The organism is Escherichia sp. SCLE84 (assembly GCF_012584495.1).
In the GTDB taxonomy this organism is placed as follows: Bacteria; Pseudomonadota; Gammaproteobacteria; order Enterobacterales; family Enterobacteriaceae; genus ECMA0423.
Genome location: NZ_CP051430.1, coordinates 4,874,868 through 4,890,227 on the forward strand (window position 1 = coordinate 4,874,868; position 15,360 = coordinate 4,890,227).

12 protein-coding genes are annotated in these 15,360 nt (G+C 51.5%); 9 read left to right on the forward strand and 3 right to left on the reverse strand.

The window, feature by feature from the left end; translation table 11 throughout:
- Positions 1–7: 7 nt before the first annotated feature.
- A complete protein-coding gene (gene rcsD / locus HGD79_RS23640; RefSeq protein WP_047642305.1) occupies positions 8–2,680 on the reverse strand; it encodes a phosphotransferase RcsD in 2,673 nt (890 codons plus the stop codon).
- A gap of 738 nt (positions 2,681–3,418) precedes the next feature.
- Between rcsD and ompC the strand changes: the two genes are divergently transcribed.
- The 6 genes from ompC (at position 3,419) to mqo (ending at position 11,084) form a co-directional block, all read left to right on the forward strand.
- Positions 3,419–4,546: a porin OmpC gene (gene ompC, locus HGD79_RS23645; protein WP_000865573.1), complete on the forward strand. Its 1,128-nt coding sequence runs from the start codon at positions 3,419–3,421 to the stop codon at positions 4,544–4,546.
- A 111-nt stretch (positions 4,547–4,657) separates the two neighbouring features.
- Complete coding sequence (apbE, locus tag HGD79_RS23650; protein WP_096147443.1) at positions 4,658–5,713, forward strand: FAD:protein FMN transferase ApbE; 1,056 nt, start codon at positions 4,658–4,660, stop codon at positions 5,711–5,713.
- A 73-nt stretch (positions 5,714–5,786) separates the two neighbouring features.
- Complete coding sequence (gene ada / locus HGD79_RS23655) at positions 5,787–6,851, forward strand: bifunctional DNA-binding transcriptional regulator/O6-methylguanine-DNA methyltransferase Ada (RefSeq protein WP_000710375.1); 1,065 nt, start codon at positions 5,787–5,789, stop codon at positions 6,849–6,851.
- Complete coding sequence (gene alkB, locus HGD79_RS23660) at positions 6,851–7,501, forward strand: DNA oxidative demethylase AlkB (protein ID WP_032252095.1); 651 nt, start codon at positions 6,851–6,853, stop codon at positions 7,499–7,501. The genes ada and alkB overlap by 1 nt, the downstream gene beginning before the upstream one ends.
- 75 nt (positions 7,502–7,576) lie before the next feature.
- Positions 7,577–9,220: a microcin J25 efflux ABC transporter YojI gene (gene yojI, locus HGD79_RS23665; protein WP_000422226.1), complete on the forward strand. Its 1,644-nt coding sequence runs from the start codon at positions 7,577–7,579 to the stop codon at positions 9,218–9,220.
- Positions 9,221–9,437: 217 nt separating this feature from the next.
- A complete protein-coding gene (mqo, locus tag HGD79_RS23670) occupies positions 9,438–11,084 on the forward strand; it encodes a malate dehydrogenase (quinone) (RefSeq protein WP_000758074.1) in 1,647 nt (548 codons plus the stop codon).
- 149 nt (positions 11,085–11,233) lie between these two features.
- On the opposite strand, the gene eco is transcribed toward mqo, so the two are convergent.
- Both eco and yojO read right to left on the reverse strand, forming a co-directional pair.
- Positions 11,234–11,743 carry a serine protease inhibitor ecotin gene (gene eco, locus HGD79_RS23675; protein WP_000712252.1) on the reverse strand — a complete coding sequence of 170 codons (510 nt, stop codon included), beginning with the start codon at positions 11,741–11,743 and terminating at the stop codon, positions 11,234–11,236.
- A 113-nt stretch (positions 11,744–11,856) separates the two neighbouring features.
- Positions 11,857–12,021 carry a protein YojO gene (gene yojO, locus HGD79_RS23680; RefSeq protein WP_001296837.1) on the reverse strand — a complete coding sequence of 55 codons (165 nt, stop codon included), beginning with the start codon at positions 12,019–12,021 and terminating at the stop codon, positions 11,857–11,859.
- A gap of 108 nt (positions 12,022–12,129) precedes the next feature.
- Between yojO and napF the strand changes: the two genes are divergently transcribed.
- From napF to napA, 3 genes are read left to right on the forward strand one after another with little or no spacing between them, the layout of a single operon-like run.
- Entirely contained in the window at positions 12,130–12,624 is a 495-nt protein-coding gene (napF, locus tag HGD79_RS23685; RefSeq protein ID WP_000686723.1) for a ferredoxin-type protein NapF, read from the forward strand.
- Positions 12,614–12,877, forward strand: coding sequence for a chaperone NapD (gene napD / locus HGD79_RS23690; RefSeq protein ID WP_000557378.1), 264 nt, complete (start codon positions 12,614–12,616; stop codon positions 12,875–12,877). Before napF ends, napD begins: the two co-directional genes overlap by 11 nt.
- Entirely contained in the window at positions 12,874–15,360 is a 2,487-nt protein-coding gene (napA, locus tag HGD79_RS23695) for a periplasmic nitrate reductase subunit alpha (protein WP_000778047.1), read from the forward strand. Before napD ends, napA begins: the two co-directional genes overlap by 4 nt.

The following is a 15,360-nucleotide window of genomic DNA, read 5'->3' on the forward strand; positions in this document are numbered from 1 at the left end:
TACCTTGCTACAGCAAGCCCTTGACATAACTGTCAATGTCGCTGATGTATTTTTCTATTCCTGGAACATCCTTCTCACGAATCAGATGTTCCAGCGTTTCACATAACTGCTTGCCGGGTACCAGATTTAGCATGGCAAATACGCCTTTAAGACGATGAGCCGTTTGGGCTAACGCAGCAAAGTCACTGGTTGCTGCTTCAGTATACAGCCTCTTAACATCATCCGGTACTGTGTCTACAAAGAGCGCATAATAGCCGCTGGCATGGAGTTGCGCATTTTCATCTCCGCCCAGAGGCGATTCTGTCACCTCTTCCTGCGCCAGTTGCACTTCAATTAATTGTAAGACCGCTTCCTGCATAGCGTTGCTCATATTGAAGTTGACGCACAATTGACCAGGCCCAATTTCCCGTACGCCAGACTCATCATCGCTTAAAAGCAAGCCAGAGGCAGTAAGATTAGACGGATTATCCGTTAAAAAGATATCATAATCTTGACTAATTAATCTTTCATCGGGTGTGATACAGGTTGCACCCCAATTTTCTAACTGGCGAGTGACAATATTCCGAATTTCTGCCGAAGTAACATCCACCATTACGCAGACATCATCCAGTAAACGCTCTTCTTCCTCTTCAACTTCCGGGTCAGCTGCGAGCATTTTGATATGCACAGAGTAGCGTGTACCAAGCCCATCCCGCGTTTTGATGTTTAAATGACCGCCCAGTTTACGTGCCAGTTGATCGCTCAGCCAGAATGCCAGCGGGTCCGCCTTGCCATAGCGATCGTTTTGGGTCTGGTTGATAAACGGGAAGTGCAAATTATCCATTTCATGAATACTTACGCCTTCTCCCGTGTCCAGAATGCGGAACGTCAGGCGGTCTTCGGAGGACTCATCCTGATCAACCTCAAGGGTGATTTTTCCCAATTGCGTTGAGGTCACGGCATATTGCATCAGTAGCAGCAAAATACGTCGTAAGGCATCGCGATCGCCGCGGCGCATATCGTGTGCTTTCAGATGATTGTTAATCAGCAGTTGCAGACCTTTACGCTTGATGGCAGGCAACACTGAAGGCACAACTTCATCAATTAAATCCTGCACGGAGAACAGCACCGTCTCACTTTTCCAGCTATCATCCGCAAGCATGTTCGCTAACTGTATTTCATCAACCAGCCGCACCAGCACATCTGCCTGATTCGCCAGTTGTTTGCTTTCCGGGGCGTTGAGTTTAGCCGCGCTCTCCGCCAGGGACTGTGCGGGTTCTTTCAGCGCATCGCCAATGTTTTTCATAAAGGTCATCCGCCCCTGCTGGTTTTTCTCATACAGACGCTGCGCCTGCTTGAGTTTCTTGTTTACCAGCACTTCGCGATCCTGATCGCGAATAATGAAAATTTGTGTGCGCGGCGCGACCTGGCTGCGGAACATGCGGATCTCATACAGCTCGTTATTGATCGTCGCCTGAATAATCCCCTGATGCTGTTCCGCCATGGTGGTGATGTTTTGCAGATTCAAATGCGGCAGCAAATGATCGGCAATTTTGTTACTTATGACAGTGCGGTTCGATTCCTGATCGTGAACCAGCAGGCCGAGCGGCAGCAGTGAGACTATCTCTTCATTAATTGCCCGTAAAATGCGCAATTCGTTATTGACCGCCGTGCTGGGTAGACTTTCTGTACTGCGGCTGGAGAAATGGCGGAATGTGGTATAGCCAAATAACGCCAGCGCCAGCAAACCGATGTTCAGCAGCAGTGGCAGCAGAATGTTTTGCAACGTATCCAGCAATAAGGTGCCATAAGGAACCTGCCAGACCAGGCGCATATCGGTAGAGTTGAGTGCCGAGGAGATTTCAATCTTCGTACTGTTAAAGTGGATACTGACGCTATCCGTCCCTTCTTTCTCATTATCATTGTCTCCCGTTGCCGTCGCGTCTGGCTCAAGGCGGAAACTGTCCAGCGGCATACCCGGTGGGATCAAATCATTAATCGGCAGATCAAAAGCTACGACCGTTGCCAGATGTCCCGGCTGGTTGAACGTGGTACGCAAGGTAAAGTAATGACCGTTCTGCCAGGCCAGGCGGCGCATGTTAGAAAAACTTTCGCGTTCATCGAGGGCGTTGGCCTGTTGCAACATCTCTGCACGACGTGAATCAACAATGTCGCTGACGGTCGATTCTTTAAATCCGGAGGTGAGATCTTTGAGGGGCAGGGTTGAGATCAGCACCAGACTGTTATCCTGACCATTCAGGTAATACATCGACCACGGTACATTTTCTGCGCCCCACAATGTGTCCAGATAGGTGGACATCCGCTGAGTCATCTCAAGCGTTGAGTTGTCGTGAGAGCCAAAGATTAACGCTTCCGTTTTGCGGCGCGGTTTCTCCAGATAGTAGACATCCTGTTTCAGGCGCGTCTCTTGTAAACCTTCGCCGGAGGAGGGGGAGGTCGTCGCGGCAATGTTGTCGTAGATCTGCCAGGTCACGTAACGCCAGGTATCGACGCGCTTTTGGATAGCGTGGGTAATGTCGACAATCTGGTAACTTTTATCTTTCAGCCATGCGTTAACGGCGCTTTGTACCATTACACCCATCGTCACCAGTAACACAATGATCAACAGTAAAAAGAAGCGGGTAATGCTCCCCGGTAGGAGTGAAAAGCGGGTCGTGGCCGTTGTCTCTTTCTGACGCATTCGTGTTTATGACCTGTTAAAACTTCGCGAAGTGATAGGGCAGTATAAAGGGTACAGTGTGAAATTCCAGACTCTTACCTGATTGATGATTCTCTATTCTCCCGTGATATTTATCATCCTGCATTGGGGGAAATAGATGTACAAGCGCCATTTTGCTGTACAAATAACCTACAAAAAGCCCAACGAAAATAATTGCAAATAAACAAAGATTGCTGGAAATTATGCTGATGTTAATTATTTGTGAAATAGTTAACAAGCGTTATAGTTTTTCTGTGGTAGCAAAGAATAATGAAAAGTGTGTAAAGAAGGGTAAAAAAAACCGAATGCGAGGCATCCGGTTGAAATAGGGGTAAACAGACATTCAGAAATGAATGACGGTAATAAATAAAGTTAATGATGATAGCGGGAGTTATTCTAGTTGTGAGTGAAGGTTTTGTTTTGACATTCAGTGCTGTCAAATACTTAAGAATAAGTTATTGATTTTAACCTTGAATTATTATTGCTTGATGTTAGGTGCTTATTTCGCCATTCCGCAATAATCTTAAAAAGTTCCCTTGAATTTACATTTTGAAACATCTATAGCGATAAATGAAACATCTTAAAAGTTTTAGTATCATATTCGTGTTGGATTATTCTGCATTTTTGGGGAGAATGGACTTGCCGACTGATTAATGAGGGTTAATCAGTATGCAGTGGCATAAAAAAGCAAATAAAGGCATATAACAGAGGGTTAATAACATGAAAGTTAAAGTACTGTCCCTCCTGGTCCCAGCTCTGCTGGTAGCAGGCGCAGCAAACGCTGCTGAAGTTTACAACAAAGACGGCAACAAATTAGATCTGTACGGTAAAGTAGACGGCCTGCACTATTTCTCTGACAACAAAGATGTAGATGGCGACCAGACCTACATGCGTCTTGGCTTCAAAGGTGAAACTCAGGTTACTGACCAGCTGACCGGTTACGGCCAGTGGGAATATCAGATCCAGGGCAACAGCGCTGAAAACGAAAACAACTCCTGGACCCGTGTGGCATTCGCAGGTCTGAAATTCCAGGATGTGGGTTCTTTCGACTACGGTCGTAACTACGGCGTTGTTTACGACGTAACTTCCTGGACCGACGTACTGCCAGAATTCGGTGGCGACACCTACGGTTCTGACAACTTCATGCAGCAGCGTGGTAACGGCTTTGCGACCTACCGTAACACTGACTTCTTCGGTCTGGTTGACGGCCTGAACTTTGCTGTTCAGTACCAGGGCAAAAACGGTAGCGTAAGCGGCGAAGGCATGACCAACAATGGTCGCGATGCTCTGCGTCAGAACGGCGACGGCGTTGGCGGTTCTATCACTTATGATTACGAAGGCTTCGGTATCGGTGCTGCAGTTTCCAGCTCCAAACGTACTGATGATCAAAATGGTAGCTACATCAGCAATGGTGTAGCTCGTAACTACATCGGTACTGGCGACCGTGCTGAAACCTACACTGGTGGTCTGAAATACGACGCTAACAACATCTACCTGGCTGCTCAGTACACCCAGACCTACAACGCAACTCGCGTAGGTTCCCTGGGTTGGGCGAACAAAGCACAGAACTTCGAAGCTGTTGCTCAGTACCAGTTCGACTTCGGTCTGCGTCCGTCTGTAGCATACCTGCAGTCTAAAGGTAAAAACCTGGGTGTCATCAATGGTCGTAACTACGACGACGAAGATATCCTGAAATATGTTGATGTTGGCGCGACCTACTACTTCAACAAAAACATGTCCACCTATGTTGACTACAAAATCAACCTGCTGGACGACAACCAGTTCACTCGTGACGCTGGCATCAACACTGATAACATCGTAGCTCTGGGTCTGGTTTACCAGTTCTAATCTCGATTGATATCGAACAAAGGGCCTGCGGGCCCTTTTTTCATTGTTTTCAGCGTACAAACTCAGTTTTTTGGTGTACTCTTGCGACCGTTCGCATGAGGATAATCACGTATGGAAATAAGCTTTACCCGCGTGGCACTGCTGGCTGCCGCGCTCTTCTTTGTTGGTTGCGATCAAAAACAACAACCCGCCAAAACCCACGCTACTGAAGTTACCGTTCTTGAAGGCAAAACCATGGGTACCTTCTGGCGTGCCAGCATCCCGGGCATTGATGCCAAACGCAGTGCCGAACTTAAAGAAAAGATTCAGACCCAGCTGGACGCCGACGATCAGCTGCTTTCGACCTATAAAAAAGATTCCGCGCTGATGCGCTTTAACGACTCGCAAAGTTTGTCGCCGTGGCCGGTAAGTGAAGCGATGGCCGATATCGTCACCACCTCGCTGCGCATTGGCGCAAGGACCGATGGTGCGATGGATATAACCGTCGGGCCGCTGGTGAATCTGTGGGGCTTTGGCCCGGAACAACAGCCGGTTCAAATTCCGAGCCAGGAACAGATCGATGCGATGAAAGCCAAAACCGGCTTACAGCACCTGACGGTCATCAATCAGTCGCATCAGCAATATCTGCAAAAAGACCTGCCGGATTTATATGTCGATCTCTCCACCGTCGGTGAAGGTTATGCGGCGGATCACCTGGCACGCTTGATGGAGCAGGAAGGGATTTCCCGCTATCTGGTGTCGGTGGGCGGCGCGCTGAACAGCCGTGGTATGAACGGTGAAGGCCAGCCGTGGCGGGTAGCGATTCAAAAACCAACCGATAAAGAAAACGCGGTTCAGGCTGTGGTGGATATCAACGGTCATGGGATTAGCACCTCTGGCAGCTACCGTAACTATTACGAACTGGACGGCAAACGTCTTTCCCATGTTATCGATCCGCAAACCGGGCGTCCCATCGAACACAATCTGGTATCCGTGACGGTGATTGCTCCGACGGCGCTGGAAGCCGATGCCTGGGATACTGGCTTGATGGTACTCGGGCCGAAGAAAGCCAAAGAGGTTGTTCGCCGGGAAGGGCTGGCGGTTTATATGATCACCAAAGAAGGCGATAGCTTTAAAACCTGGATGTCACCACAGTTTAAAAGCTTCCTTGTCAGCGAAAAAAATTAAAGCGCAAGATTGTTGGTTTTTGCGTGATGGTGAGCGGGCAGACTAAAGGCTATCCTTAACCAGGGAGCTGATTATGAAAAAAGCCACATGCTTAACTGACGATCAACGCTGGCAATCTGTCTTAGCCCGCGACCCGAATGCCGACGGCGAATTCGTTTTCGCCGTGCGTACCACAGGCATCTTTTGCCGTCCGTCTTGCCGCGCCAGACATGCTTTGCGGGAAAACGTCTCCTTCTACGCAAATGCCAGCGAGGCACTCGCCGCTGGCTTTCGCCCCTGCAAACGTTGTCAGCCAGAAAAAGCCAATGCCCAGCAACATCGGTTGGATAAAATCACCCACGCGTGTCGACTGCTGGAACAGGAAACGCCTGTAACGCTGGAAGCCTTAGCCGACCAGGTGGCGATGAGTCCATTTCATCTACATCGGTTGTTTAAAGCGACTACCGGAATGACGCCTAAAGCCTGGCAACAGGCCTGGCGCGCTCGCCGTTTGCGCGAATCGCTGGCGAAAGGGGAGAGCGTGACGACGTCTATTCTTAACGCCGGATTCCCCGACAGCAGCAGTTACTATCGCAAAGCTGACGAAACGCTGGGCATGACGGCTAAACAATTCCGTCACGGTGGCGAAAATCTGGCGGTGCGTTACGCGCTGGCTGATTGTGAGCTGGGTCGTTGCCTGGTGGCAGAAAGCGAGCGGGGGATTTGCGCGATATTGCTGGGCGATGATGACGCGACACTAATCAGCGAGTTGCAGCAGATGTTTCCCGCTGCCGACAACGCGCCTGCCGATCTGATGTTTCAGCAACATGTGCGTGAAGTGATCGCCAGCCTCAATCAACGCGATACGCCGCTGACGTTACCGCTGGACATTCGCGGCACTGCTTTTCAGCAACAAGTCTGGCAGGCACTGCGCACGATACCTTGCGGTGAAACCGTCAGTTATCAGCAACTGGCTAACGCCATCGGCAAACCGAAAGCGGTACGGGCCGTTGCCAGCGCCTGTGCCGCCAACAAGCTGGCTATCATAATACCCTGTCATCGGGTGGTCCGTGGTGATGGCACACTTTCCGGTTACCGCTGGGGCGTGTCGCGTAAAGCGCAACTGCTGCGCCGCGAAGCTGAAAATGAGGAGAGGTAATGTTGGATCTGTTTGCCGATGCTGAACCGTGGCAAGAGCCACTGGCGGCTGGAGCGGTAATTTTGCACCGTTTTGCTTTTAACGCTGCGGAGCAACTGATCCGCGATATTAATAACGTTGCCAGCCAGTCGCCGTTTCGCCAGATGGTCACCCCCGGGGGATATACCATGTCGGTGGCGATGACCAACTGTGGGCATCTGGGCTGGACGACCCATCGGCAAGGTTATCTCTATTCGCCCATTGATCCGCAAACAAATAAACCGTGGCCCGCCATGCCACAAAGCTTTCATGATTTATGTCAACGTGCGGCTACGGCGGCGGGCTATCCGGATTTCCAGCCAGATGCTTGTCTTATCAACCGCTACGCTCCTGGCGCGAAACTGTCGCTGCATCAGGATAAAGACGAACCGGATCTGCGCGCGCCGATTGTTTCTGTTTCTCTTGGCTTACCCGCGATTTTTCAATTTGGTGGCCTGAAACGTAATGATCCGCTCAAACGTTTGTTGTTGGAACATGGCGATGTGGTGGTATGGGGCGGTGAATCGCGGCTGTTTTATCACGGCATTCAACCGCTGAAAGCGGGGTTTCATCCACTCACCGGCGACTGCCGCTACAACCTGACATTCCGTCAGGCAGGTAAAAAAGAATAAAAATAAGAATTATTATTGCTGTGCGCGCGAAGATGTTTAAACTGCGGGCTGTAATTCATTGTCCGGGTTTTCTGCATGGAACTTCTTGTACTTGTCTGGCGGCAGTATCGCTGGCCATTTATCAGTGTGATGGCGCTAAGCCTCGCCAGTGCGGCATTAGGCATTGGCTTAATTGCTTTTATCAATCAGCGCCTTATCGAAACGGCGGATACCAGTCTGCTGGTATTGCCGGAGTTTCTGGGATTATTGCTGCTGTTGATGGCAGTCACTCTCGGATCGCAACTGGCGCTCACCACTTTGGGGCATCACTTCGTTTACCGACTGCGTAGTGAATTTATCAAGCGGATTCTGGATACCAACGTCGAGCGCATTGAACAACTCGGTAGCGCCTCGTTGCTGGCGGGATTAACCAGCGATGTGCGCAATATCACCATTGCTTTTGTGCGTCTTCCGGAACTGGTGCAGGGGATCATTCTCACTATCGGTTCCGCGGCGTATCTGTGGATGCTGTCGGGCAAAATGTTGCTGGTAACGGCTATCTGGATGGCGATCACCATCTGGGGTGGTTTTGTACTGGTGGCGCGGGTGTACAAACATATGGCGACCCTGCGTGAAACCGAAGACAAGCTGTATACGGATTTTCAAACTGTACTCGAAGGGCGCAAAGAGCTGACTCTGAACCGGGAACGCGCCGAGTATGTGTTTAACAACCTCTACATTCCTGATGCGCAAGAGTATCGCCACCATATTATCCGCGCAGACACCTTCCATCTTAGCGCCGTGAACTGGTCAAACATCATGATGTTGGGCGCAATCGGCCTGGTGTTCTGGATGGCGAACAGTCTCGGTTGGGCTGATACCAACGTTGCCGCGACCTATTCGTTGACGCTTTTATTCCTGCGTACGCCGCTGCTTTCGGCGGTTGGCGCATTGCCGACGCTGCTGACGGCGCAGGTGGCGTTTAACAAGCTGAACAAATTCGCGCTCGCGCCTTTCAAAGCAGAGTTTCCGCGCCCGCAGGCGTTTCCCAACTGGCAAACGCTGGAGCTGCGTAACGTGACGTTTGCTTATCAGGATAACGCGTTTTCCGTTGGTCCGATTAATCTCACCATCAAACGTGGCGAGCTGCTGTTTCTGATTGGCGGCAACGGTAGCGGAAAATCGACGCTGGCGATGTTGTTGACGGGCTTGTATCAGCCACAAAGCGGCGAAATCTTGCTGGATGGCAAACCTGTCAGCGGCGAACAACCGGAAGATTATCGCAAACTGTTTTCGGCAGTGTTTACCGATGTCTGGCTGTTTGATCAACTGCTGGGGCCGGAGGGTAAACCCGCTAACCCGCAACTGGTTGAGAAGTGGCTGGCGCAGCTGAAAATGGCTCATAAGCTTGAGTTAAGCAACGGGCGTATTGTTAACCTGAAGTTATCAAAAGGGCAGAAAAAACGCGTGGCGCTGTTGCTGGCGCTGGCAGAAGAACGCGATATTATCCTGCTGGATGAATGGGCGGCGGATCAGGATCCACACTTCCGTCGTGAGTTTTATCAGGTGTTGCTGCCGCTGATGCAGGAGATGGGTAAAACTATTTTCGCCATCAGTCATGATGATCATTACTTTATCCACGCCGACCGCCTGCTGGAAATGCGCAACGGGCAACTTAGCGAGCTGACGGGCGAAGAGCGCGATGCCGCTTCGCGTGATGCCGTTGCCCGGACGGCATAATATTACGACGCTGACCTGGCGGACTGCTGCCGTCAGGTCAATATGCTAAAAATCCCTTCATTTCTAATAACCCTATAATTAATCAACGAAATTATAATGTTTCTAAAAGTAGAATATAATTTATAAACATTATTTAAATGTTGTTACTTAAGTGTTACCGTTGATGCCGCGCAAATCTCACCTGCAATAAAGCGACTAAAAGTAAGGCATTAACAAGATGAAAAAAGTGACTGCCATGCTCTTCTCGATGGCCGTGGGGCTTAATGCCGTTTCGATGGCGGCAAAAGCGAAAGCGTCCGAGGAGCAGGAAACTGATGTACTGTTGATTGGCGGCGGCATTATGAGCGCCACGTTGGGGACCTATTTACGCGAGCTGGAGCCTGAATGGTCGATGACCATGGTGGAGCGCCTGGAGGGTGTCGCGCAGGAGAGTTCGAACGGCTGGAATAACGCCGGAACCGGGCATTCTGCACTGATGGAACTGAACTACACCCCGCAAAACGCCGATGGCAGCATCAGTATTGAAAAAGCAGTCGCCATTAACGAAGCATTTCAGATTTCCCGCCAGTTCTGGGCGCACCAGGTTGAGCGCGGCGTGCTGCGTACTCCGCGTTCATTTATCAATACCGTTCCGCATATGAGCTTTGTCTGGGGCGAGGATAACGTTAATTTCCTGCGCGCCCGTTACGCCGCGTTGCAACAAAGCTCGCTGTTTCGCGGTATGCGTTACTCTGAAGATCACGCGCAGATCAAAGAGTGGGCACCGTTAGTGATGGAAGGGCGCGATCCGCAACAGAAAGTGGCAGCCACGCGTACGGAAATTGGTACCGATGTGAACTACGGCGAGATCACCCGCCAGTTAATTGCTTCCTTGCAGAAGAAATCTAACTTCTCGCTGCAACTCAGCAGCGAAGTCCGCGCCCTAAAGCGTAATGACGATAACACCTGGACCGTTACCGTTGCCGATCTGAAAAATGGCACTGCACAGAACATTCGTGCCAAATTTGTCTTTATCGGCGCGGGCGGTGCGGCGCTGAAGCTGTTACAGGAATCGGGGATTCCGGAAGCGAAAGACTACGCCGGTTTCCCGGTGGGCGGACAGTTCCTTGTTTCGGAAAATCCAGACGTGGTTAATCACCATCTGGCGAAGGTTTACGGTAAAGCATCCGTTGGCGCACCACCGATGTCGGTTCCGCATATCGATACCCGCGTTCTGGACGGTAAACGCGTAGTGCTGTTTGGGCCATTTGCCACCTTCTCAACCAAATTCCTCAAAAACGGTTCATTGTGGGATCTGATGAGTTCCACCACCACCTCTAACGTGATGCCGATGATGCACGTCGGGCTGGATAATTTCGATCTGGTGAAATATCTGGTGAGTCAGGTGATGTTGAGTGAAGAGGATCGTTTTGAAGCGTTGAAAGAGTACTATCCGCAGGCAAAAAAAGAGGACTGGCGTTTGTGGCAAGCGGGGCAGCGCGTGCAGATTATCAAGCGTGATGCCGAGAAAGGTGGCGTACTGCGTCTGGGTACTGAAGTGGTCAGTGACCAGCAAGGGACCATTGCCGCGCTGCTGGGGGCATCGCCAGGGGCGTCAACCGCCGCGCCGATTATGTTGGATCTGCTGGAAAAAGTATTTGGCGATCGCGTTTCCAGCCCGCAATGGCAGGCTACGTTGAAAGCGATCGTTCCGTCTTATGGACGCAAGCTGAACGGTGATGTAGCGGCAACAGAACGCGAGTTGCAGTACACCAGCGAAGTGCTGGGGCTGAAATACGACAAGCCGCAGGCAGCAGATAGTACGCCAAAACCGCAGTTGAAACCGCAACCCGTTCAAAAAGAAGTGGCGGATATTGCGTTGTAATGATGTGCCACATCCGGCATGGTATGCCGGATGTGGCGTATGCTGATAAGACGCGCCAGCGTCGCATCAGGCAACCGGCTCGGGCGTTAGATGTTGGATGCGGCGTGACCGCCTTATCCGACCTACGGGGTGACGCACTTCACAGCAGTTTAGCGAACTACCGCGTTGTCAATTTTCTCTTCCGCCTTCCAGACGCGGTATTTCACATCTACATTGTCTGGCGTATACACCACGATCGGCAGCTTGCTGTTGTAACGCAGCATTCCAGCATCGCCCAGATACGCGGTGACAAATTTCTTCTCTTTCTTGCCATCCGGGCAGGCCATCATCGTGGAAACCGGCGAGCTAACTTTATCAAAGACATAATAATCATAGCCCCAGCCTTCCAGCGTTTTGCTTTCCAGCTTCCCGCCGAGACGATGCAAATTGCAATCGACTTCCAGCGTCTGACCGATTAACAGTTCTACTTTCAGGGTAGATTCATCTTCTTGCGGGGTTAACTGAATCACCTGACGCTTCATCCCTTTTTCAGCTTGTGGATAAGGCGCGATTTTTTCCAGTGGCTGGACGCTTTCTGCCGCCCAGGCGGAAGTGGTAGCGAAAGCGGCAAACAAAACTGCAGGTAGAATGGTCTTCATTTTTTTGCTTTCCTTCTTCATTTATAGGTTTTCACCGATGATGTCGCTGAAGGTTAACATATTCATCAGATTTATTAATTTGCTTTATGAATAACTTAAAGAACATTCAGACAATTTTACCTGCTCTTTTAGTGTTAAATTCTGATGAGGGAGCAAACCAGCAGAAATATCTCTGGTGAATTAATCGCTATATAAATATGTTTATAACCATTTGAAATGTGAGCAAAAGCCCGTTTTTGCCACGCTTCCCGCCACTCTTTTGATCCTGCTACAGGTTTTACCCCGATCGGGGTATGCATCTTTGACACATCCTTTAATATCTTAGCGGCTATAAAAATGGCTTATTAATTATGCGGTTTATTTGGTCGCTCTCAATTTTCAGAGCGCGTTAATGATGGAAGGTCAATGTGAAGATTGATGCATCCCGTCGGGGCATACTCACTGGTCGCTGGCGCAAAGCCAGTAACGGTATCCGTCCGCCCTGGTCCGGTGATGAATCTCATTTTCTGACCCATTGCACCCGTTGCGACGCCTGTATTAATGCTTGTGAAAACAACATTCTGCAACGCGGCGCGGGCGGCTATCCGAGCGTTAATTTCAAAAATAACGAGTGCAGCTTCTGTTACGCCTGCGCGCAGGCTTGCCCCGAATCGCTATTTTCTCCGCGCCACACCAGGGCCTGGGATTTGCAGTTCACCATTGGGGACGCGTGCCTGGCGTATCAGTCAGTTGAATGCCGCCGCTGTCAGGATAGCTGTGAGCCAATGGCAATTATCTTTCGCCCGACGCTCTCCGGGATCTACCAGCCGCAACTTAATAGCCAACTTTGCAACGGATGTGGAGCATGTGCAGCCAGCTGTCCGGTATCAGCCATAACTGCGGAGTATCTCCATGCACACTAACTGGCAAGTTTGCAGCCTGGTCGTGCAGGCCAAAAGCGAACGAATTTCAGACATCAGCACCCAACTGAACGCCTTTCCCGGCTGTGAAGTTGCTGTCAGCGACGCGCCGAGCGGTCAGTTGATTGTGGTGGTGGAAGCAGAAGACAGCGAAACGCTGATCCAAACCATTGAGTCAGTACGCAACGTAGAGGGCGTGCTGGCGGTGTCGCTGGTTTATCACCAGCAGGAAGAGCAAGGTGAGGAAACACCATGAAACTCAGTCGTCGTAGCTTTATGAAAGCTAACGCCGTTGCGGCCGCTGCGGCGGCTGCCGGTCTCAGCGTGCCGGGCGTTGCCCGCGCCGTTGTTGGTCAGCAGGAAGCCATTAAATGGGATAAAGCGCCGTGCCGTTTCTGCGGTACTGGTTGCGGCGTTCTGGTCGGAACGCAGCAGGGGCGTGTGGTGGCCTGTCAGGGCGACCCGGACGCACCGGTTAACCGTGGCCTGAACTGCATTAAGGGCTATTTCCTGCCCAAGATCATGTACGGTAAAGACCGTTTGACGCAGCCGCTGCTGCGTATGAAAAACGGTAAATATGACAAAGAAGGCGAATTTACCCCAATCACCTGGGATCAGGCCTTCGATGTGATGGAAGAGAAATTCAAAACCGCCCTGAAAGAAAAAGGACCGGAATCGATCGGTATGTTCGGTTCTGGTCAGTGGACTATCTGGGAAGGTTATGCCGCGTCCAAGCTGTTCAAAGCGGGCTTCCGTTCGAACAACATCGACCCGAACGCACGTCACTGTATGGCGTCGGCAGTAGTTGGCTTTATGCGTACCTTTGGTATGGATGAGCCGATGGGCTGCTATGACGACATCGAGCAGGCTGACGCGTTTGTGCTGTGGGGCGCAAACATGGCGGAGATGCACCCGATCCTCTGGTCACGCATCACTAACCGTCGTCTCTCTAACCAGGACGTCACTGTGGCGGTGCTTTCAACCTACCAGCATCGTAGCTTTGAGCTGGCGGATAACGGCATCATCTTTACGCCGCAATCTGACCTGGTGATCCTGAACTACATCGCCAACTATATCATTCAAAACAATGCGATAAATCAGGACTTCTTCAGCAAGCACGTTAACCTGCGCAAAGGGGCGACGGACATCGGCTACGGTTTACGTCCGACCCATCCGCTGGAAAAAGCAGCGAAGAATCCAGGTTCTGACGCCTCCGAACCGATGAGCTTTGAAGATTACAAAGCCTTCGTTGCCGAGTATACGCTGGAAAAAACTGCCGAAATGACCGGCGTGCCGAAAGACCAGTTAGAACAACTGGCGCAGCTGTATGCCGATCCGAACAAGAAAGTCATCTCCTACTGGACGATGGGCTTCAACCAGCATACTCGTGGCGTGTGGGCCAACAACCTGGTCTACAACCTGCACCTGCTGACCGGCAAAATTTCCCAGCCGGGTTGCGGTCCGTTCTCCCTGACCGGGCAGCCTTCCGCGTGTGGTACTGCGCGTGAAGTGGGCACCTTTGCTCACCGTCTGCCTGCGGACATGGTGGTGACTAACGAGAAACACCGTGATATTTGCGAGAAGAAGTGGAATATCCCGAGCGGCACCATTCCGGCGAAAATCGGTCTGCACGCGGTGGCACAAGACCGTGCACTGAAAGACGGCAAGCTGAATGTTTACTGGACCATGTGTACCAACAACATGCAGGCCGGGCCGAACATTAATGAAGAGCGTATGCCGGGCTGGCGCGATCCGCGCAACTTCATCATTGTCTCCGATCCGTATCCGACAGTCAGTGCGCTGGCAGCCGACTTGATCCTGCCGACCGCAATGTGGGTAGAGAAAGAGGGCGCTTACGGTAACGCCGAACGCCGTACTCAGTTCTGGCGTCAGCAGGTACAGGCACCGGGCGAAGCGAAATCGGATCTCTGGCAGTTAGTCCAGTTCTCCCGCCGCTTCAAAACTGAAGAAGTATGGCCGGAAGAGCTGCTGGCGAAGAAACCGGAACTGCGTGGCAAAACGCTGTACGAAGTTCTGTATGCCACCCCCGAAGTGAGCAAATTCCCGGTATCCGAACTGGCGGAAGATCAGCTGAACGATGAATCCCGCGAGCTGGGCTTCTATCTGCAAAAAGGGCTGTTCGAAGAGTACGCATGGTTTGGTCGCGGTCACGGTCACGATCTCGCGCCGTTCGATGACTACCACAAAGCGCGCGGTCTGCGCTGGCCGGTGGTGAACGGTAAAGAAACACAGTGGCGTTACAGCGAAGGTAACGACCCGTACGTGAAAGCGGGCGAAGGCTATAAGTTCTACGGTAAACCGGATGGCAAAGCGGTGATCTTCGCACTGCCGTTCGAACCGGCGGCGGAAGCACCGGATGAAGAGTACGACCTGTGGCTCTCTACCGGACGCGTTCTGGAGCACTGGCACACCGGCAGTATGACTCGCCGTGTGCCGGAACTGCACCGCGCCTTCCCGGAAGCGGTTCTGTTTATTCACCCGCTGGATGCGAAAGCGCGCGATCTGCGCCGTGGCGACAAAGTGAAAGTGGTTTCTCGCCGTGGCGAAGTGATCTCGATTGTTGAAACGCGCGGTCGTAACCGTCCGCCACAGGGCCTGGTGTACATGCCGTTCTTCGACGCCGCACAGCTGGTTAACAAACTGACGCTGGATGCGACCGATCCGCTCTCGAAAGAGACGGACTTCAAGAAGTGCGCGGTCAAACTGGAGAAGGTGTAA

What these genes read in the sequence shown, in the direction of transcription:
- yojI (WP_000422226.1), top strand. Translation starts at nt 7,577, where the DNA reads ATGGAACTTCTTGTACTTGTCTGGCGGCAGTATCGCTGGCCATTTATC.
- napD (WP_000557378.1), top strand. Translation starts at nt 12,614, where the DNA reads ATGCACACTAACTGGCAAGTTTGCAGCCTGGTCGTGCAGGCCAAAAGC.
- apbE (WP_096147443.1), top strand. Translation starts at nt 4,658, where the DNA reads ATGGAAATAAGCTTTACCCGCGTGGCACTGCTGGCTGCCGCGCTCTTC.
- yojO (WP_001296837.1), bottom strand. Translation starts at nt 12,021, where the DNA reads ATGCATACCCCGATCGGGGTAAAACCTGTAGCAGGATCAAAAGAGTGG.
- alkB (WP_032252095.1), top strand. Translation starts at nt 6,851, where the DNA reads ATGTTGGATCTGTTTGCCGATGCTGAACCGTGGCAAGAGCCACTGGCG.
- ompC (WP_000865573.1), top strand. Translation starts at nt 3,419, where the DNA reads ATGAAAGTTAAAGTACTGTCCCTCCTGGTCCCAGCTCTGCTGGTAGCA.
- eco (WP_000712252.1), bottom strand. Translation starts at nt 11,743, where the DNA reads ATGAAGAAGGAAAGCAAAAAAATGAAGACCATTCTACCTGCAGTTTTG.
- mqo (WP_000758074.1), top strand. Translation starts at nt 9,438, where the DNA reads ATGAAAAAAGTGACTGCCATGCTCTTCTCGATGGCCGTGGGGCTTAAT.
- rcsD (WP_047642305.1), bottom strand. Translation starts at nt 2,680, where the DNA reads ATGCGTCAGAAAGAGACAACGGCCACGACCCGCTTTTCACTCCTACCG.
- ada (WP_000710375.1), top strand. Translation starts at nt 5,787, where the DNA reads ATGAAAAAAGCCACATGCTTAACTGACGATCAACGCTGGCAATCTGTC.
- napA (WP_000778047.1), top strand. Translation starts at nt 12,874, where the DNA reads ATGAAACTCAGTCGTCGTAGCTTTATGAAAGCTAACGCCGTTGCGGCC.